This window comes from Streptomyces sp. JH34 (assembly GCF_029428875.1).
Lineage (GTDB): Bacteria > Actinomycetota > Actinomycetes > Streptomycetales > Streptomycetaceae > Streptomyces.
This window is the reverse complement of record NZ_JAJSOO010000001.1, coordinates 6,879,553-6,897,047: the sequence shown is the minus strand read 5'-3', so window position 1 is coordinate 6,897,047 and position 17,495 is coordinate 6,879,553. Positions and strand designations below refer to the sequence as shown.

Here is a 17,495-nt window from a genome sequence, read left to right as displayed (position 1 = left end):
CACGTGCTCGCGCGGACACCCTGAGAACGGCGCACATCCTCCCGAACGACCGTGCGAGGTATGACATGAGCCAGCCCGTCGACTCCGTCACCGCGGGGCACACACCTGAGGACCACGACCGGCAGGACGCCGGGGCCGCCTGGTCCTTCGAGACGAAGCAGATCCACTCCGGCGCGGTGCCGGATCCGACGACCGGTGCCCGCGCGGTGCCGATCTACCAGTCGACGTCCTTCGTCTTCAAGGACACCCGGCACGCGGCCGACCTCTTCTCGCTGGCCGAGCCCGGCAACATCTACACCCGGATCCACAACCCCACGCAGGACGTCCTGGAACAGCGCGTCGCCGCGCTCGAGGGCGGTACGGCCGCCGTGGCGCTCGCCTCGGGCCAGGCGGCCGAGACCCTGGCACTGCTGACGCTCGCGGGCGCCGGGGATCACGTGGTCTCCTCCGCCTCCCTCTACGGCGGTACGTACAACCTGTTCCGGCACACGCTCCCCCGGTTCGGCATCGAGGTCTCGTTCGTGGAGGACCCCGATGACGCCGAGGCCTGGCGGGCGGCCGTCCGGCCGGACACGAAGGCCCTGTTCGCCGAGACGCTGGGCAATCCCCGGGGCGACGTGCTCGACATCCGGAGCGTGGCGGACGTGGCGCACGAGGTGGGGGTTCCGCTCGTCGTCGACAACACGGTGCCCACGCCCTACCTCCTGCGGCCGCTGGAGCACGGCGCCGACATCGTGGTCCACTCCGCGACCAAGTTCCTCGGTGGTCACGGCACCACCATCGGCGGTGTCGTCGTGGACGGCGGCACCTTCGACTTCGGAGCCCACGCCGAGCGGTTCGCGGACTTCCACACGCCCGACCCCAGCTACCACGGGCTTCGGTACTGGCCGGATCTCGGCCCCGGGGCCTTCGCCGCGAAGCTGAGGGTCCAGCTGCTGCGCGACCTCGGACCCGCGCTCTCGCCTCACTCGGCCTTCCTGCTCCTCCAGGGAGTGGAGACGCTCAGCCTGCGCCTGGAGCGGCACACCTCCAACGCGCTGGCGCTGGCCCGCTGGCTGGAGGGCCGCGACGAGGTGTCGGCGGTCCACTACGCCGGACTCGAGTCCAGCCCCTGGTACGACGCCGGCCGGCGTTATCTGCCGCGCGGAGCCGGCGCGGTGCTCGCCTTCGAACTGCGCGACGGGGTGGAGGCCGGCAAGCGCTTCGTGGACGCGGTCGAGCTGTTCAGCCACCTCGCCAACATCGGTGACGTACGAAGCCTGATCATCCACCCGGCGTCCACGACCCACAGCCAGCTGACCGAGGAGGAACTCGCCGCGACGGGCGCGACGGCGGGGCTGGTGCGCCTCTCCGTGGGGCTGGAGAACGTGGACGATCTCAAGGCGGATCTGGAGGCGGGGTTCCGCGCCGCGAAGGCGGCGTCCTGAACCGGGGGGCCGCACCCCACGCTCTCCCCCTCCCGCCCGCTGCCGGAGGTTGGCGGGAGGGGGACCCGCCCGGCCGCCGTTCGTGGGCCGTGCTCGACGCTCCGCTCCGGCTCGGGTCCGGGGCGGAACTGCCGGGTGTGCGGATGGCGTACGAGACGTGGGGCCGCCTCGCGCCGGACGGCGCCAACGCGGTGCTGGTCCTGCACGCGCTGACCGGTGACAGCCACGCGGCGGGCCCCGCCGGGCCGGGGCATCCGTCGGCCGGCTGGTGGGACGCGCTCATCGGTCCCGGCCGGGCACTGGACACCGACCGCTGGTTCGTCGTCGCGCCGAACGTGCTGGGCGGCTGCCAGGGCAGCACGGGGCCGTCGTCCCTGCGGTCCGACGGCACCCGTTGGGGCCCCGCCTTCCCTCGTCTGACGGTGCGTGACCAGGTGGCCGCGGAGGCGCGTCTCGCCGACGCCCTGGGCATCGGCCGGTGGGCGTCGGTGATCGGCGGTTCGATGGGCGGGATGCGGGCGCTCGAGTGGGCGGTGAGCCGGCCCGGCCGTACGGGGTCGCTGCTGGTGCTCGCCGCCCCCACGGCTTCGACGGCCGAGCAGATCGCCTGGGGCAGTACGCAGATCGCCGCGACCCGGAACGACGCGGGCTGGCGGGGCGGCCGGTACCACGACGCGGCGCCGGGCTCGGGCCCTCACCGGGGGCTCGGGCTGGCCCGCCGGATCGCCCATGTCACCTACCGGAGCGAGGCGGAGCTGGGCACACGGTTCGGCCGGCGGGCGCAGCCCGGTGAGCTTCCCTCGCAGGGCGGGCGCTATCAGGTGGAGTCCTATCTCGACCACCACGCGGACAAGCTGGTGCGCCGCTTCGACGCGGGCAGCTACGTGGTGCTCACGGAAGCGATGAACGCCCACGACGTGGGCCGGGGACGCGGCGGTGCCGCGCGGGCGTTGCGCCGGGCGGGCATGCCGGCGCTGATCGCCGGCATCGATTCGGACCGGCTCCACCCGCCGGCGCAACAGGCGGAGGCGGCGGCGCTGCTGCCGGGCGCCGACCGCCTCCGGATCATCGAATCCCCTTACGGACACGACGGCTTCCTCATCGAGACCGAGCAGGTGGGGTCTCTCGTGAGGGAGTTGCTGCCCCCGCCCGGACGACCCGGTCCGCCCGGCCCGGACGCCGGACCTCTTCCCCTGGAGTGCCCATGAGTCCCGCCCCCCGTCCGAAGCCCCCTACGACCGGACGCGGCTTCGACAGTGGACCCGCGGCCGTGCGAGATCGGTGAACGGGGAGCCGCTGCCTCCGGACCACGGCGCTCAGGAGCTGGGTCCGCCGGAGCGCCGCCCGGGTCCCGGGGAAGAGAGACCCGGGCGGGCTGCTCGCGCGGGCGACGGACGGCTCGGGCCGCACCCAGCCGGCGACGACCGCCCACAACACGCAGGGCTACCTCTTCGACGCGGTGGTGAGGCACCGGTGACCGTGGTCTGAGGGTCAGTGCGCCCGGGGCCGGCCCGCGTAGTACGTGGCGATCATGTCCTGGTCCCCGTGTCCGGCGGCCTCCGCCCGGGTGAACCGCTCGGCGGAGGCGGCGACCAGGTCGAGCGTCACTCCGGCCGCCTCGGCCGCGTCGAGGATCAGCCGGGAGTCCTTGAGGGCGGTGGAGAGCGCGAAGCTCGGGCTGAGATCGCCGGAGAGCACCGCCGCGGACTTGCCCTGGAGGTACGGGGTGTCCAGCGGCCCGCCCTTCATCGCGGCCAGGAAGAGCTGCGGGTCGACGCCGAGTCCTTCGGCGAGGTTGAGACACTCCGCCACGCTGTTGACGAGGTTGATCACCCAGGTGTTGGCGACGAGCTTGAGCCGGGTGGCGGCGCCAGGTTCCTCGCCGACCCACACGGTGCGCTGCCCGATCGCCTCCAGGACGGGTTGTGCGGTGGCGCGGGCGCCGGACGGGCCGGAGACGAACACCGTGAGCGCGCCCTGCTCCGCGGGCTGCTTCGTGCCGGAGACCGGGGCGTCGAGGTAGACCAGTCCCAGTCCGGCGGCCCGGTGGGCCAGGTCGGTCGTGGCGTCGAGGCCGACGGTGGAGCTCTGCAGCCACACCTGCCCCGGGCGCAGACCCGGCGCTGCTGCGGTGAGGGTCTCCGCCACCGACCGGCCGTCGTTCAGGGCGGTGAGGACGACATCGGCTCCGCGTACCGCTTCCTCGGCCGTGTCCGTCACGGTGGCGCCGTGGCCGGCCAGGGGCTCGGCCCTGGACCGTGTGCGGTTCCAGACCCGGACCGGCAGCCGGTCCCTGAGCAGGCTGCGGGCCATCCCGGTTCCCATGATGCCGGTGCCCAGGACCGCGACGGCCGGTGGTCCCTGGGCGGTTCCGGCGGGGGATGCGGTGGTCATGGGGAGGTTCCCTTCGTCGGTACGGCGCGGTCCCGGGCCCGTGGGTCTCGAGACACGGCGAGGTCCCGGACCGGTGGGTCTCAAGACTGCCGCAGGGCGCCGTCCAGCACGGCGCGGTGCACGGCTCTGGCGAGTCGCGCACCCCAGACCGAACGTGGCCCGGCGAACGGCTCGCCCTGCCCCTCCGCCGGGTCGGGCGCGGCGACGCACACGGCGTCCGTCGGCGTGCCGGAGCAGTCGAGTCCGGCGTCGAGCAGTGCCTGGACCTTCGCCTCGGTGGCGGTGGCCACCGCGTTGACCAGGGCCGCGTCGGAGAGCCCCACGGGGAGGGTGACGACGATGTTGACGGTGCCGGGCGGCAGCGGACGGCCGGAGCCCTCGGCCGGAGCCGCGGCCCATCCCCGTACACCGAGGCCGCTGGTGACGGTCGCCGTCACCCCGCCGTCGTCGGCCGTGGTGTACGCCGTGACGTCGGCCGCGGTCATCAGCCCGGCTCCCGGTCCGTCGAGCGCTTCGGCCGCCGCGATCTCAGCGAGGTGGCGGCCGGGGTCGAGTCGCGGATAGCCGCCGGGCACCTGCGCGTTCAGGATCCAGGCGCGCGGCCCGATCCCGCCGCCGAGCACGGCGCTGCTGCACACCCGCCAGCCCGGCCCCAGCCGCCAGACCAGGTGGTGCAGTCCGAGGCCGTCCTCGTGCCGGGCCGACAGCTCGCCGCGCCGCCGGGGCGGACGGGTGCCCACGGTTTCCACCACACACCCCCTGACAGGCCCGCCGGAGATCGGCGGCGGCGCGTCGATCATACGGTCGGGCCGAAGCCGCACCTCCGGCGCACCCGGGAGAGTGCTCACCCGAATGGCCTAACGCATGTGGCGGTCCGACAGCCCCGTGGAACCGGGCAACCGCCCCTCCCCGCCGCCCCGGGCCGCTCGCGGCACCGGCCGGGAAGTTGCAGTGTCCAACCGGGTGAGGCGCGATGGAAGCCGGACGCGCCTCCCCTGCTGGATCCAACCGCAGGACGCGCCCGGGCGAGGAGGAATCGGCCATGGGAGCCGCTGACGGTTTCACGGATTCCGGAGAACTCGACGGTCTGACCGTCTACGACAGTGACGGGGAGAAGGTCGGCACAGTGGGGCGGGTGTACGTCGACGACGACACCGGCAAGCCCGACTGGATCACGGTCAAGACCGGCATGTTCGGCATGAAGGAGAGCTTCGTGCCGCTTGCGGGAGCCCGCCGGGTGGGCTCCGACCTGCACGTCTCGCACCCGAAGGAGAAGGTCAAGGACGCTCCCCGGGTCGATGCCGACGCGCACCTCTCCGTATCGGAGGAACAGGAGCTCTACCGGCACTACGGGATGACCAGGAAGGGCACCGGCAACGCCGGAGCGGGCGGTGACGCGCGCACGACGTCCGGGACCGGAACGGGAACCATGGGTGCCGCGGGTGCGGCCGGGGCGGCCGGTGCGGCCGGTACCGCCCGCACCGGACACGCGAAGGACACCGGCACCACCGCCGGCACGGGCACCACCGGCGCCGGTATGGGCAGGCACCGGGACACGGAGACCTCGTCCACGTCGCGCCCGCTCGCGGGTGCCGGAGCCGAACGGTCCGCCGCCGGCACCGGCCGGGAGGAGATGGTCCGGTCCGAGGAGCAGCTCCAGGTAGGTACGGAGGAGTACGAGAGCGGGAGGGCACGCCTGCACAAGTACGTCGTGACGGAGAACGTCACCCGGACCGTGCCGGTGTCCCACGAGGAGGTGCGCGTGGTGCGCGAGCCCCTGCAGCCCGGCGAGAAGGGAGCCGTGAAGGGGCGGAGCGAACTCGGCGAACAGGACGTCGAAGTCACCCTGCACGCCGAACGAGCCACCGTCCGCAAGGAGGCGGTCCCCGTGGAGCGGGTCCGTCTCGAAACCAGCAAGGTCACGGAACAGAAGGAAGTGTCCGCGGAGCTCCGCAAGGAGAAGATCGACTACGCGGACGGCAAGGACATGGGCAGCGACAAGGACATGGGCGGCGAGTACGGCCAGGGACGTCGTCGCTGACCTGACCCCTCACACGGCGGCGAAAGGCCGCGCGACACCAGCGAGGGGCGGACCCGGGTGGTTCACGGGCCCGCCCTCTCGTCGCTCCCGTAGCGTGCGTGGACCGCTCTCCCCGGGAGGAACCGCACGGAAGGGCGCCCGTCCGGCCCCTCCGGAGTGACCACCGCGCGCACCCGGTAGACGTCGGCGATGAGTTCCTCGGTGATCACCTCCGAGGGCGTTCCGCCGGCCACCACCCGGCCCTCCTTCATGACCGTGACCCGGTCGCAGAACATCGCGGCCAGGTTGAGGTCGTGCAGCGCGACCACCGCCGTCACGGGCAGCGCGGCGACCAGGGACAGGAGCTCCAGCTGGTGCTGGATGTCCAGGTGGTTGGTGGGTTCGTCCAGCAGGAGTTCCCTCGGCTGCTGGGCGAGGGCGCGGGCGATCTGGACCCGCTGGCGCTCACCGCCGGACAGGGTGTGCCAGGACTGCGCGGCCCGGTCGGCGAGTCCGGTGCGCGCGAGGGCCTCGCGTACGGCCTCCTCGTCCTCGGGGCCGGACGCGGACCAGGCGCGGCGGTGCGGGATGCGGCCGAGCCGGACGACGTCCAGGACGCTCAGGTCGACCTGGGTCACCGCGTGCTGCTCGACGACGGCCACGCGGCGGGCCACCGCCCTCCGGCCGGTCTCGGCGAGCGTGCGGCCGTCGAGGGTCACGACGCCCGCGCCGGGTGCGAGCACGCCGGCCATCACGCGCAGCAGCGTGGTCTTGCCGGAGCCATTCGGTCCCAGGAGCCCGACCGTGGCGCCGGGCGGCGGCGCGATGCTCACCCCGTCGAGGACGATCCGCCCGCCGGCCTCCCGGGTGATCCGGGCGGCCCGCAGGCCGTCGCCCGGGGTGCCTGTCCCGTGCTCGCCGGGTGTCATGCGCTTCTCCGGGTGCGGTGGAGGATCAGGACGAACACGGGCACACCGATGAGGGAGGTGACCACCCCGACCGGGACCTCCTGCGGGTCGAGGACGGTCCTGGCCAGCGTGTCGACCCAGACCAGGAACACGGCGCCGGCGAGCGCGGTCACCGGGAGCAGTCTCCGGTGCCCCGAACCGGTCAGCGCCCGGGCGGCGTGCGGCAGGACGAGGCCGACGAACCCGATCGCGCCCGCCGAGCTGACGAGGGCGGCGGTCAGCAGGGCGGTCGCGCAGAGCAGCACGATCCGGGTGCGGGCCACGTGCACGCCGAGGGCGGCCGCGGCGTCCTGGCCGAAGGCGAAGGCGTCGAGGGTACGGGCATGACCGAGGCAGATGACCAGGGTCACGGCCAGCACGGCGGAGCACGTCCACACGTCGGTCCAGCCGACCCCGCTCAGCGAGCCGAGCAGCCAGAAGAGCACTCCCCTGGTCTGTTCGGCGTCGGCGGCGGTCATCACGACGAACGAGGTGAGCGCGGAGAAGAGCTGCATGGCCGCGACCCCGGAGAGCACGACCCGGTCGGTGGATCCGCCGAGTGTGTGACTCAGCAGCAGCACGAGGGCGAACGAGCACAGGGCGCCGACGAAGGCGCCGCCCGAGACCGACACCGCTCCCCCGCCGACGCCCAGGACGACGACCACGACCGCCCCGGTGGACGCCCCCGAGGACACGCCGAGGACGAAGGGGTCGGCGAGCGGGTTGCGCAGCAGCGACTGCATCACGGTGCCGCACACCGCGAGCCCGGCCCCGCAGACCGCTGCGAGCAGGGTGCGGGGCATGCGCAGGTTCCAGATGATGCCGTCCCGTATCGGGGTCAGCCGCCCCTCACCCAGGCCGAGGTGCGAGCCCACCGCGGACCAGACGTCCGGGACGGAGACGCGGGCGGGGCCGATCGTGACGGCGACCGCCACGGACAGGAGAAGCAGGGCGATCCCGGCACTCCACAGGGCACCTTCGCGCAGGATCCGTGCCCCGGAGGGCGTCCGCGCCGGAGGGGACAGCCGCGTATCCGTGTCAGGGTCGGGTGCGGTCCCCGTCACCTCGCGAGTCCGAACGAGCGCAGCCCCGCCGCGACACGCTCGACGCCCTCCACGGTCCGGACGGTCGGGTTCATGGCCTGGCCGCTGAGCAGGACGTACCGCTTGTGCCGGACGGCGTCCAGATTCTTCGTGGCGGGGTTGGACTCCAGGAAGGCGATCTTCTTCTCGGCGCTCTCGGCCGTCTGCGACCTGCGGGTCAGGTCGCCGATCACCAGCACGTCCGGATCGCGGTCGGCGACGGTCTCCCAGTTGATCTGGGGCCATTCCTCGTGGGTGTCGTCGAAGACGTTCTTCGCGCCGAGCTCCTCGGTGATGATGCCGGGGGCTCCGCAGCAGCCCGCCAGATAGGGGGCCTCGGCGTTGGCGAACCAGTAGAGCAGGGTGGTGCCGGACGCGTCGACGTCCGCGGTCGCCTCCGCGATCCTTTCCTGGAGACTCCCGACCAGCTTCTCGCCCCGTTCCGGGACTCCGAACACCTCGGCCAGGTCACGCACTTCGCCGTAGACGCCGTCCATGGTCAGTGGTGCGGTGCGGGAGCCGTCGCTGCTGCCGGTGTTGTCCTTGCCCGCGCAGTCCGTGGGTGAGAGGTACGTCGGTACGCCCAGCTCCTCGAACTGGTCCCGGGACGCCACACCGCCCTTGCCTAGGGTGGACTCGAACGACGCGCTGACGAAGTCGGGTTCCTCGGCGAGGACCTTCTCGGAGGAGGGCCGGCTCTCCGCGATGCGGGGCACCCCGGCCTCGTCCTTCTCCAGCCCCTTCATCACCGGGTCCGTCCAGGTCGCGCTGCCGGCGAGCCGGTCGGCGAGGCCCAGGGAGAGCAGGATCTCCGTCGATCCCTGGTCGAGGGAGACGGCGTGCCGCGGCGGCGCGTCGACGGTCACCGTGCGACCGCAGTTCTCCAGCGTCACGGGGAAGCCGTCGGCGGAGCCCTCCCGCGCGGCGCCGTCGGACGCGCTCCCACCCCCGCCGCAGGAGGTCAGGAGGACAAGTGCGGTGATGAGCAGGGCGGTTCGGTATGCGGTGCTAGCTATGGGCGGCACAAGGTCCCTCGGCGTCTCTGGGCTCATGCGCGGAGCCCGGTACGGTGTTCCGCTCCCGGTGCGGAAGCGGGTGCCAGCAGGTCTTCGGACTCGGGTTCGTCCGGACGGAGCGCCTTCCCGGTGCACCCGAGGGTGTTCCAGTGGCAGTGGCCCCGCCCGTCCCCCTCACCGCTGCGCGTCAGTTCCGGATTCACACCGGATTCCCTGACTCCACGTGGAGTGTGACTGGCGTCTGCAAGCTATCACGCGGCGTGTCGCCGGACTTCGGGGCCGTCGCCGGTCGTCGGGCAGCCGCTCCCCTCCGTACCGGCGACGGCCGTCGGGCGGGTCAGCGCATGGGGTGAACCGATTCGCCGCCGCCGCTCTGCGTCTTCCCGCACCGACGGGCGAGCACGGACGTGGTGCCCCAGTAGGCCAGCAGCACGGCACGCAGACCCAGGATCTCCAGGCGCTCGCCGAGCCCGCCGCACATCACCTGCTCCTTGCGCGGGGCGCTCACCGGGCGTCCGTCGCGGCGGTGTTCCAGGGGCCCTCGGGGTCGTCGTAGGCGTCGGCGTAGCCGGGGCCGGCGATCGGCCAGTCGGCGAGCAGCGCCTCGGGCAGGGCGAAGGAGTCGGCGAGCTGAGGGGCGTGAGCGGCGACGGCCGTGATCAGTTCCTCGGCGTCCCGCGCCAGGGTCTCGGTCTGATCGCCGCTCAGGAGACCGGCGGCCATCAGGTCCCCGCTGTTGCGAGCCACCCACTCGACGGCGAACAGGCGCTCCAGTTCCCCCAGCCGGTCCTTCGCGGCCCCTTCGGGCAGAGCGGCGCGGGCCTCGGCGTACGCCTCGGCGGCCTGCCGGTACGCATAGGCCTCGACCCCGCGCAGCGCGGGGCCCGATGCGACGTTCCAGCGTCCGAGCGCGTCGGCGTCCGCCGCCCGCAGCACCCGCTCCCTGGCCCGGGCGAACCAGATGTCCTGGACCGAGGCGAGGAGTGCGCCGAGGAAGCGCGGGTCGGCGAGGTCGCCGGTGTGCGCGGCCCGGTCGTCCGCACGGCCGGGCCCGGCGGCGAAGAGCATGTCGGCGGCCGCCTTGGTGTACAGGGCGATGTTGTCGCCCTCCGCCGTGATGGCACCCTCCACTCCGGTGACGAGTTCGGTCATGCCGTTGTTCTCGAGGAGTGCCTGCGCGCCGCAGCGTTCACGGCTCTGGACGATGACGTCACGGGCCCGCCACGTGATCCACGCCTTGGCGACGTCGACGAGCGTCCCGGCCTCGGCCCGGCCCTCGTCGTCCGTGCAGGCCTCCCAGCGTTCCTGTGCCCTGCGGTACAGCAGGGTCATGGCGAAGACGGTGGCCATGGCCGAGGCGAGCGGCCCGTGGTGGGTCCGGTGGGCGTTGACCGGCACGGGCGGCGCGCCGCGGCTGCCGGAGATCAGCCGGTGGCCGCCGTAGCGCACGGCCACCGCGAGGGTCGCGCGGGCCGAGCCGGCCGCGCAGGCGCTCATGGAGATCCGGCCGGGGGTGACCCGCCCGATCGAGGTCAGGAAACGCCGGCGCCTGTCTCCCGGCTCCGTCCTGAACTCCCCCTGGACGTCGCCGTCCTCGCCGGAGCCCAGCAGGGCGTCCCGCGCCACGAACAGCCGGTCGAACGAGGTCAGGCAGTGGTCCACGGGGCTGCCCATGCGGGCGGGGAGCCGTCGCACCCGGACGCCCGGGAGCGCCTGTTCGTCGTCGGTGAGCGGCACGAGGAAGAGGCGCACCCCGTGGTCCGCGCCGTCGGCCACCAGTCGCGCCGCGACCAGACCGGTCTTGGCTCCGCCCGCGGGGCTGGTGTTGGGCATGAACTTCTGCGCGCCCGCGTTCGGGGTGTGCAGGACGAAGCCGTCCCGTTCGCGGTCGTACGTCGCGGTGGTCTCCATGGCCGCGGCGTTGTTGCCGTGTGCCACCTCCGTACAGAGGAAGGTGCCGATGCGCCGCATCGTCAGATAGTCCGACAGGTCGCGGCTGCCGACGCTCTCGTGATCGAGGAGGCTGCCGAGGAAGAGGTTGTAGTGGATGCCCGCCACGGTGGTCAGGGCGGGATCCACCGGACCGAGCCAGGCGTGCAGGGCGGCCAGCGCCCGGAGGTCGGCGGCGAGCCGTGCTCCGCTGTCGAGGGCGCTATTGAGGATCCGCAACCGTGCGTAGGCGAGTTCCAGCCGCTCCTCGGGCGTTCCGCCGGCGGGGCGGCGGAACGGTTCTGTGCTGATCAGCCGCTGCCAGAAGCCGTGCTCGCGGCGGAACTCCGGACCGAGGAGGACGCCGGTCAGCAGGTCGGTCGTGGACGGTGGGACGGTGTCGGTAAGGGTCACGGTCATAACGAAGTGAACGACCGGGGCACGGGCGAGGACACCCTGGGCCCGCGCCTACCGGTCAGGGCCGGACCCGCCCGCCAGGGCGGCGGCCAGCTCCTCCCGGTCGGGAGGCAGGGCCCCGGCCCGTGCGACGGTCACCGCGGCCGAGGCCACGGCACGGCGCAGCACGTCGCCCAGGAGGGTGGTGTCCAGGGAACGCAGTCCCGCGCGGCCCTCCGTTCCGAGCAGTCCGTGCGAGGCCAGCGCGTGCAGGGCGCCGGACATGAAGGCGTCGCCCGCTCCCACCGTGTCCGCGATCCGCACGGGCGGCGCGCCCGTGCTCACCGCCGAGCCCGGCAGGAACGCCGTGGCTCCCGCGGCCCCCCTGGTCACCAGGACGACCGCCGGACCGGAGCGCAGCCACCGCCCGGCCGTCTCCTCCGGCGACTCGTCCGGGTACAGCCACCGCAGGTCCTCGTCGCTGGCCTTGACGACGTCGCTCAGCGCCACGCAGCTTTCCGCCCGCCGCACCGCCCGGGCGTGGTCACCCATCAGCGCGGGCCGGACGTTGGGGTCGTAGCTGACGGTCGACCCGTCCCGGAGCGACCGGACGAGGTCCAGGACGGTGCCCGCGCCGGGGTCCAGGGCGGTGGCGAGGGACCCGGTGTGGACGTGGCGGGGAGGCTCACCGGCCCGCTCCACCGGGCCGAGCGTCCAGGTGATCTCGAATCCGTACGTGGCCCGGCCCGCGTCGTCGAGTCCGACCGTGGCGGTGGGCGTGGGCGCGCCGCTCCCGTCGGTCAGGACCCGCACACCGGCCGACTCCAGGTGGTCCTTGATCAGCCGCCCGTTTGGGTCGGGGCCGAGCTGGGTGATCAAGGTGGTCCGCCGGCCCAGCCTGGCCAGCCCGTACGCGACGTTCGCGGGGCTTCCACCGGGATGCGTCCGGTCCGGGGCGCCCGGCATCCGGACGATGTCGGCGACGCACTCGCCGATGACCAGCAGGGCGGGGCTGTCGGGCATGGGCGCGGGTCTCCTGGAGGCTCGGGCGGGGGTGCCCCGCCGGAGCACGGCCGGCGCGGGACACACTGCCCACCGATTGTGCCCCGGGCGCGGTGAGCGGCGGAGACCCGGGCTCAGGAGGCGCCCTTGCCCCCTTCGTCCCCGTACCGCCGCTCGAACTTCGCTACCCGGCCCTCGGTGTCCACGACCCGCGCCTTGCCGGTGAAGAACGGGTGGCTCTCGGCGGAGATCTCCACGTCGACGACCGGGTAGCTGTTGCCGTCGTCCCAGTCGATCGTCTGCTCGCTCGACGCGGTGGACCGGGTCAGGAAGGCGTACCCGGCGGAACGGTCACGGAAGACCACGGGACGGTACGACGGGTGCTTGTCCTGCTGCATCTGTGCTCCTGGAAGTACGGGGGATCTCGCGTCCCGGCTCCGGGCCAGCCTCGCCAAGGGCGGCGGCCCGCGCGATCCGGGGGCGTCCGTACGGAGCATGAAAGCGGCGTCCGTACGGAGCAGGGAGCCGCCGGCCCGGGTGCGGTGCTCAGCCGCCCGACTCCTCCACGGCGTCCGCCACGAGAGCGAGGAAGCGCGCGTGGGCCTGCGGACTGCACAGGGGTTCCGGGTTCCACGGCACGGTCCGCGCGCGACGCCGGGCCGGTTCCCAGGCCGGGGCGGCGACCTCGTCGAGCGGGATCGCGTTGGACCGGATGTCCGTCAGGACGATGCCGGGCTCCAGGGCCGCCGCGGCCTCCCAGTCGACGGTGGCCCAGTTGACGCCGGCTCCGCCGGGCGGGGACACCAGAGCGACGCCCAGTTCGGCCAGGACCCGCAGCTCGGGCCACATCTGGGGACGGGCGGCGTACGCCTGTTCCTGGCCGGCGGGAGAGAGGGCCAGGACCCTGGGGTTGGCGGAGGCGGCGCGGACGGCCGCACGGAGCCGTACACGGGCGGTGCGCAGCTCGTCCGCCGCGTCCGTGGCCGGCGCGCCCCCGAGCGAACGCGCGAGCTCGGCGAACCGCTCGGCGACCCGGTCGAGGGTGCGCGCCTGGCCCACGTCGACCGCGACGACCGGGACGCTCTCCTCCAGGCGTTCGGCGGTCTCCGGGTCCAGGCCGTAGAGCTGGCCGTGGCCGTAGCTGACGGCGACGACCAGGTCGGGCCCGCCGCGTAACAGCGTGTCCACGTCCAGGTCGTCGCCCGCGCCCCGGTAGTCCACGGAGTCCAGCGGGAGCGTGCCCGTCTTCGCCCGGTCGGGCTCCGCCCCGTCGTGGCCGGAGCCGAAGATCCCCTCCGGACGTATCCCGTAGTCCCACAGCGTCGCTCCCGCCTGGACGTACGCGAGCACCCTGGACGGCCTGCGGTCGGCGGCCGCCAGCCGGCCCCGGTCGTCCTCGAAGCTCCACGCGCGCTGCTCGGTCATGCCGCTCACCCCTCCGAACCGGCGGCCTGGGCCCTCTCCCCGGCTCGCCGTCCACTACCTGCCCAGCTCTCCCGTCCCACACCCTCCGTGGAGCGCCCCAGATAGGTGAGCGGCCCGGGGTCGGGCACGTCGATCACGTGGAACCCGAGGCGGTCGTAGAAGGCCCTGGCCGGGGTGTTCGCCGTCAGCATCGACAGATGGACGGCCCGGACGCCCTTGCGGTGCAGGGCGTCCAGGAACGCTCCCATCAGCTCCCTGCCGTGCCCCTTGCGCTGCCAGGGGGGCAGCAGGTCGATGTGCAGGTGCGCGGGGTGGTCCTCCAGCTCGGGCAGGACCATGCGCTCGGGACGGTACAGAAGGGCCGTCATCGCGTCGGTGAGCGTCTCCGGTTCCCCCTCGGGCTCGGGGAAGCGGTCCGTCACCCGGGGCAGCCAGATCTCGCGGAAACCGGCCACGAACCCCTTCGTGTCCGCGGTCCCCAGGACGTAGCCGACCGCGCGTCCCGAGCCGTCGTCGAGCACGAAGGCCAGCTCCGGTTCGAGGTGGGCGTAGGGCTCGGCGAACAGCGCGGGCATCAGCCCGGGATCGGGGTACAGACGCGTGCTGTCGCCGCCGTTGTCGGCCGTGCGGACACAGATGTCCGCGAGGGCCTCCTGGTCGGCGGGTCGGTAGGGACGTACGTACGCGGTCCGGTTCACCGGCTCATCCTCACCCCTTGGGAGCGCTCCCACAAGGCCCTGGGGCCTCTCAGGTCACCGCCTGCCGGTAGTCGTCGTCCGAGCGGGCCAGCTCGACGTTGAACTGGGCGCCGACCAGGAGCGCCAGATTGGTGAACCAGATCCAGATCAGGAAGACGACCAGGCCGGCCAGCGAACCGTACAGGCGGCTGTAGCTCCCGATGTGGGTGGCGTACAGCGCGAATCCCGCCGAGGCCACCAGCCAGAGGAAGGCGGCGAGGACCCCGCCGGGCAGCCCCTTCCTCAGCCCCCGCGCGGAACGGGGACCGGTGCTGAAGAGGACCACGATGAGACAGGCGACCAGACAGAGCAGGATGGGCCACTTGAGGCCGGCCCACAACGTCTCGCCGGCCTGCGCGAGGCCCAGCCGACGGCCCAGCCAGCGCGCCAGCGGACCGGTGAGCACGAGGGCGAAGGCGCTGGCCATCAGGAGGACGAGCAGTCCGACGGCCGAGGCCACGATGATGTGGGCCTGGCGCAGCGGGGGCCTGGTGTCCTTCACCCGGTGCATGGCGTGCATCGCCCTGCGGAAGACCGCCAGGTAGCTGGAGGCGGACCACACGGCGCTCACGCTGCCCGTGACCACGAGCAGCCAGACGGCGCTGCGCTCGTGGGTGGCCGCTTCCAGGGGCCGGCGGAGGGCCGCGCCGGACTCGGCCGGCGCGAAGGCCGTGATGTCGGCGATCAGGGCGTTCGTGGCGCCGGGGTTGGCGAGCCCGATGACGGAGACGGTGACGAGGAGCGCCGGGAGCAGCGCGAGGATGGCGTAGTAGGTCAGGGCCGCCGCCCAGTCGGAGATGTCGTCGTTCCAGAGTGAGACAGGGGTGCGGCGCAGAGCGGTGCGCCAGCGCCTCCGCGCCGCGTCCCCTGCCGGGGGCGCGGTTCGTTCCGCGACGGGTTCGTCGGTCCTGCTGGGCACGCGGACACTCCGGGGGACGTAGGAAAAGGTGAGGCGCGGGACGCCGTCACCGGTGTGCCCGGCGTCCCCGTGGTCTCCCTTTGTCTCATGCCTCGATCCCGCGGGTGTACTCCAGGTCCGCTCAGTCGTTCACGGCGGTGAGCAGCACCACCGTGTCCTCCAGGGCGAGCAGCCCGTGCCGTTCCCGGGGAAGGGGGTGCAGTCCGCCCGACGTGAGGTCCACGTCCCCGGAGCCGGCGGTGACCCGGACCGTGCCGCGCAGCACCTGGAGGGACGCGGCGGGTGGTGCGTTGTGCTCGTCGAGGGCGGTCCCCCCGGTGAGCGCGATCACCGTCTGCCGCAGCGGCTCCTGGCGAAGCAGCAGGTGCGCGCTGCGCCCGTGCGTGTTGGCCCGGGCCGCGGCCAGGTGCTCGTCGGCGAGAGCGTTGAGGTCGTCCATACGACCACTCTGCCGCAGCCCGGGTCCCTTCGCTATCGCTTCCGGCGCAGCCAGGCCGCGGTGTCGTCCGGCAGCAGGCCCGAGCCGTCGAGGGGGCCACTGGTCAGCAGGATCCCGTCGTGCCCGGGGAGCGGGACCGGGCTTCCCGAGAGGTTGACGACGCAGATCAGGCCGTGGGTCCGCGTGAAGGCGAGGACGCCGGGGTCCGACGGCAGCCAGTTCAGCCGGCCGTCGGAGGTCTCGCCGGGGGCGGCGGCGAAGCCCGGCTCCGCGCGGCGCAGCCGCAGCGCGTCCCGGTAGAGGGTGAGCATGGAGCCGGGGTCGGCGCTCTGCCGGTCGGCCGCGTAGGAAGCCCAGGACGCCGGCTGCGGGAGCCAGGGTTCGACGGACGACCCGAATCCGGCGTACGGCTCCCCGGCGGACCAGGGCAGGGGGACCCGGCAGCCGTCCCTTCCCGGGTCGACGCCGCCGGAGCGCAGGTGCATCGGGTCCTCGATGCGGTCGCGGGGGATGTCGGCCTCCGGCAGCCCCAGCTCCTCGCCCTGGTAGAGGTAGACGGCGCCGGGCAGCGCCAGGGAGAGCAGGGCGGCCGCCCTCGCCCTGCGGGTGCCGAGCCCCAGGTCGGTGGGTGTGCCGAAGACCTTGGCGGCGAAGTCGAAGCCGGTGTCCTCGCGTCCGTAGCGGGTGACCGTTCGGGTGACGTCGTGGTTGCACAGGACCCAGGTGGCGGGGGCTCCCACCGGGGCGTGCTCGGCGAGTGTGTCGTCGATCGCGGAGCGCAGCGGTCCGGCGTCCCACGGGCAGGCCAGGAAGTTGAAGTTGAAGGCGGTGTGCAGTTCGTCGGGCCGCAGGTAGCGGGCGAAGCGCTCGGAGTCGGGGAGCCAGACCTCGCCGACGAAGATGCCGTCGTACCGGTCGGCGACGGCGCGCCACGAGCGGTAGATGTCGTGGAGTTCGTCGCGGTCGACGTACGGGTGGGGGTCGGTGCCCTTGACGAAGTCGGGCAGGGCGGGGTCCTTGGCGAGCAGGGCCGCCGAGTCGATCCGCACGCCCGCGACGCCCCGTTCGAACCAGAAGCGCAGGACGTCCTCGTGTTCCTGGCGGACCGCCGGGTGCGCCCAGTTGAGGTCGGGCTGGCCCGGGGCGAACAGGTGCAGGTACCACTGGCCGTCGTCGATCCTGGTCCACGGGGTACCGCCGAATTCCGAGACCCAGTCGTTGGGCGGGATCTCCCCGTGGTCGCCGCGTCCGTCGCGGAAGTGGAAGAGCTCACGCTCGGGGCTGCCGGGGGTGGAGGCCAGCGCCGCCCGGAACCAGCTGTGCCGGTCGGAGACGTGGTTGGGGACGATGTCGATGATCGTGCGGATGCCCAGCTCCCGGGCTTCGGCGATGAGCTTCTCCGCCTCGGCGAGATGGCCGAAGGCGGGATCGATGACCCGGTAGTCGGCCACGTCGTATCCGCCGTCGGCCAGCGGGGAGAGGTACCAGGGGGTGAACCACAGGGCGTCGACGCCCAGTTCGACGAGGTAGGGAAGTCTCGCCCGCACTCCCGCGAGATCGCCGGTGCCGTCCCCGTCGCCGTCGGCGAAGCTGCGTACGTAGATCTGGTAGATGGCGGCGTCGCGCCACCAGGGTGCGGTGGTGGCCTCGGTCGGACGGATGGCTGCCACGTGGCGTTCCTTTCGGGCAGGTGGTACTCCGCCCCCGGCCCGGACGCGGGGCATGCGATGGGTGGGCCGGCGGCGGAGTGCTGGTGGGAGGC

General features: G+C 73.3%; 17 protein-coding genes, 1 pseudogene and 1 riboswitch. Of the genes and pseudogenes, 4 read left to right on the top strand and 14 right to left on the bottom strand.

The features are described 5' to 3' along the window. Positions 1 to 65: 65 nt before the first annotated feature. The 3 genes and pseudogenes from LWJ43_RS30955 to LWJ43_RS30945 form a co-directional block, all read left to right on the top strand. Entirely contained in the window at positions 66 to 1,427 is a 1,362-nt protein-coding gene (locus LWJ43_RS30955) for a bifunctional o-acetylhomoserine/o-acetylserine sulfhydrylase (RefSeq protein ID WP_277335476.1), read from the top strand. Further along, positions 1,424 to 2,635: a homoserine O-acetyltransferase MetX gene (gene metX / locus LWJ43_RS30950; RefSeq protein WP_277336041.1), complete on the top strand. Its 1,212-nt coding sequence runs from the start codon at positions 1,424 to 1,426 to the stop codon at positions 2,633 to 2,635. Before LWJ43_RS30955 ends, metX begins: the two co-directional genes overlap by 4 nt. Before the next feature lie 113 nt (positions 2,636 to 2,748). Next, positions 2,749 to 2,904, top strand: a pseudogene (locus LWJ43_RS30945) (sulfite oxidase); the annotation flags it as partial. Positions 2,905 to 2,918: 14 nt separating this feature from the next. On the opposite strand, the gene LWJ43_RS30940 reads toward LWJ43_RS30945, so the two are convergent. Continuing rightward, complete coding sequence (locus tag LWJ43_RS30940) at positions 2,919 to 3,821, bottom strand: NAD(P)-dependent oxidoreductase (RefSeq protein WP_277335475.1); 903 nt, start codon at positions 3,819 to 3,821, stop codon at positions 2,919 to 2,921. Between the two features lie 80 nt (positions 3,822 to 3,901). Then, the gene (locus LWJ43_RS30935; RefSeq protein ID WP_277336040.1) at positions 3,902 to 4,621 is read right to left on the bottom strand and encodes an adenosylcobinamide amidohydrolase; all 720 of its coding nucleotides are present in this window, start codon (positions 4,619 to 4,621) and stop codon (positions 3,902 to 3,904) included. Between the two features lie 242 nt (positions 4,622 to 4,863). Here LWJ43_RS30935 and LWJ43_RS30930 point away from each other — a divergent pair, with 242 nt between their 5' ends. Beyond that, positions 4,864 to 5,862 (top strand): PRC and DUF2382 domain-containing protein, encoded by a 999-nt coding sequence (locus LWJ43_RS30930; RefSeq protein WP_277335474.1) that lies wholly within the window; start codon positions 4,864 to 4,866, stop codon positions 5,860 to 5,862. Positions 5,863 to 5,924: 62 nt separating this feature from the next. Here the strand turns inward: LWJ43_RS30930 and LWJ43_RS30925 are convergent, their stop codons facing one another. The 12 genes from LWJ43_RS30925 to LWJ43_RS30870 all read right to left on the bottom strand — a co-directional run bounded on the left by LWJ43_RS30925 (position 5,925) and on the right by LWJ43_RS30870 (position 17,403). Next, positions 5,925 to 6,770 carry an ABC transporter ATP-binding protein gene (locus LWJ43_RS30925; RefSeq protein ID WP_277335473.1) on the bottom strand — a complete coding sequence of 282 codons (846 nt, stop codon included), beginning with the start codon at positions 6,768 to 6,770 and terminating at the stop codon, positions 5,925 to 5,927. Continuing rightward, entirely contained in the window at positions 6,767 to 7,852 is a 1,086-nt protein-coding gene (locus LWJ43_RS30920) for a FecCD family ABC transporter permease (RefSeq protein WP_462100920.1), read from the bottom strand. Before LWJ43_RS30920 ends, LWJ43_RS30925 begins: the two co-directional genes overlap by 4 nt. Beyond that, positions 7,849 to 8,922 carry an ABC transporter substrate-binding protein gene (locus tag LWJ43_RS30915; protein ID WP_277335472.1) on the bottom strand — a complete coding sequence of 358 codons (1,074 nt, stop codon included), beginning with the start codon at positions 8,920 to 8,922 and terminating at the stop codon, positions 7,849 to 7,851. The genes LWJ43_RS30920 and LWJ43_RS30915 overlap by 4 nt, the downstream gene beginning before the upstream one ends. A gap of 31 nt (positions 8,923 to 8,953) precedes the next feature. Then, a riboswitch (cobalamin riboswitch) is annotated at positions 8,954 to 9,140 on the bottom strand. Positions 9,141 to 9,223: 83 nt separating this feature from the next. Continuing rightward, positions 9,224 to 9,394 (bottom strand): hypothetical protein, encoded by a 171-nt coding sequence (locus tag LWJ43_RS30910; protein WP_277335471.1) that lies wholly within the window; start codon positions 9,392 to 9,394, stop codon positions 9,224 to 9,226. Beyond that, positions 9,391 to 11,235 carry an acyl-CoA dehydrogenase family protein gene (locus tag LWJ43_RS30905; RefSeq protein WP_277335470.1) on the bottom strand — a complete coding sequence of 615 codons (1,845 nt, stop codon included), beginning with the start codon at positions 11,233 to 11,235 and terminating at the stop codon, positions 9,391 to 9,393. The genes LWJ43_RS30910 and LWJ43_RS30905 overlap by 4 nt, the downstream gene beginning before the upstream one ends. Before the next feature lie 48 nt (positions 11,236 to 11,283). Next, positions 11,284 to 12,234: a carbohydrate kinase family protein gene (locus tag LWJ43_RS30900; RefSeq protein ID WP_277335469.1), complete on the bottom strand. Its 951-nt coding sequence runs from the start codon at positions 12,232 to 12,234 to the stop codon at positions 11,284 to 11,286. A gap of 113 nt (positions 12,235 to 12,347) precedes the next feature. Further along, entirely contained in the window at positions 12,348 to 12,611 is a 264-nt protein-coding gene (locus LWJ43_RS30895) for a type B 50S ribosomal protein L31 (RefSeq protein WP_277335468.1), read from the bottom strand. A 148-nt stretch (positions 12,612 to 12,759) separates the two neighbouring features. Beyond that, positions 12,760 to 13,638, bottom strand: coding sequence for an ABC transporter substrate-binding protein (locus LWJ43_RS30890; protein ID WP_277335467.1), 879 nt, complete (start codon positions 13,636 to 13,638; stop codon positions 12,760 to 12,762). 5 nt (positions 13,639 to 13,643) lie between these two features. Next, positions 13,644 to 14,336, bottom strand: coding sequence for a GNAT family N-acetyltransferase (locus LWJ43_RS30885; RefSeq protein ID WP_277335466.1), 693 nt, complete (start codon positions 14,334 to 14,336; stop codon positions 13,644 to 13,646). Between the two features lie 49 nt (positions 14,337 to 14,385). Further along, on the bottom strand, positions 14,386 to 15,294 hold the full coding sequence (locus LWJ43_RS30880) for a YihY/virulence factor BrkB family protein (RefSeq protein ID WP_277335465.1): 909 nt from the start codon (positions 15,292 to 15,294) through the stop codon (positions 14,386 to 14,388). Between the two features lie 121 nt (positions 15,295 to 15,415). Further along, entirely contained in the window at positions 15,416 to 15,733 is a 318-nt protein-coding gene (locus tag LWJ43_RS30875) for a cupin domain-containing protein (RefSeq protein ID WP_277335464.1), read from the bottom strand. A 32-nt stretch (positions 15,734 to 15,765) separates the two neighbouring features. Continuing rightward, positions 15,766 to 17,403 carry a glycoside hydrolase family 13 protein gene (locus LWJ43_RS30870; RefSeq protein ID WP_277335463.1) on the bottom strand — a complete coding sequence of 546 codons (1,638 nt, stop codon included), beginning with the start codon at positions 17,401 to 17,403 and terminating at the stop codon, positions 15,766 to 15,768. Between the last annotated feature and the right edge of the window lie 92 nt (positions 17,404 to 17,495).

Bases quoted from the DNA above. Each gene is read 5' to 3' on its own strand.
- LWJ43_RS30925 (WP_277335473.1), bottom strand. From the start codon at position 6,770: ATGACACCCGGCGAGCACGGGACAGGCACCCCGGGCGACGGCCTGCGG.
- LWJ43_RS30935 (WP_277336040.1), bottom strand. From the start codon at position 4,621: ATGATCGACGCGCCGCCGCCGATCTCCGGCGGGCCTGTCAGGGGGTGT.
- LWJ43_RS30955 (WP_277335476.1), top strand. From the start codon at position 66: ATGAGCCAGCCCGTCGACTCCGTCACCGCGGGGCACACACCTGAGGAC.
- LWJ43_RS30895 (WP_277335468.1), bottom strand. From the start codon at position 12,611: ATGCAGCAGGACAAGCACCCGTCGTACCGTCCCGTGGTCTTCCGTGAC.
- LWJ43_RS30905 (WP_277335470.1), bottom strand. From the start codon at position 11,235: ATGACCGTGACCCTTACCGACACCGTCCCACCGTCCACGACCGACCTG.
- LWJ43_RS30900 (WP_277335469.1), bottom strand. From the start codon at position 12,234: ATGCCCGACAGCCCCGCCCTGCTGGTCATCGGCGAGTGCGTCGCCGAC.
- LWJ43_RS30875 (WP_277335464.1), bottom strand. From the start codon at position 15,733: ATGGACGACCTCAACGCTCTCGCCGACGAGCACCTGGCCGCGGCCCGG.
- LWJ43_RS30940 (WP_277335475.1), bottom strand. From the start codon at position 3,821: ATGACCACCGCATCCCCCGCCGGAACCGCCCAGGGACCACCGGCCGTC.
- LWJ43_RS30915 (WP_277335472.1), bottom strand. From the start codon at position 8,922: ATGAGCCCAGAGACGCCGAGGGACCTTGTGCCGCCCATAGCTAGCACC.
- LWJ43_RS30890 (WP_277335467.1), bottom strand. From the start codon at position 13,638: ATGACCGAGCAGCGCGCGTGGAGCTTCGAGGACGACCGGGGCCGGCTG.
- LWJ43_RS30930 (WP_277335474.1), top strand. From the start codon at position 4,864: ATGGGAGCCGCTGACGGTTTCACGGATTCCGGAGAACTCGACGGTCTG.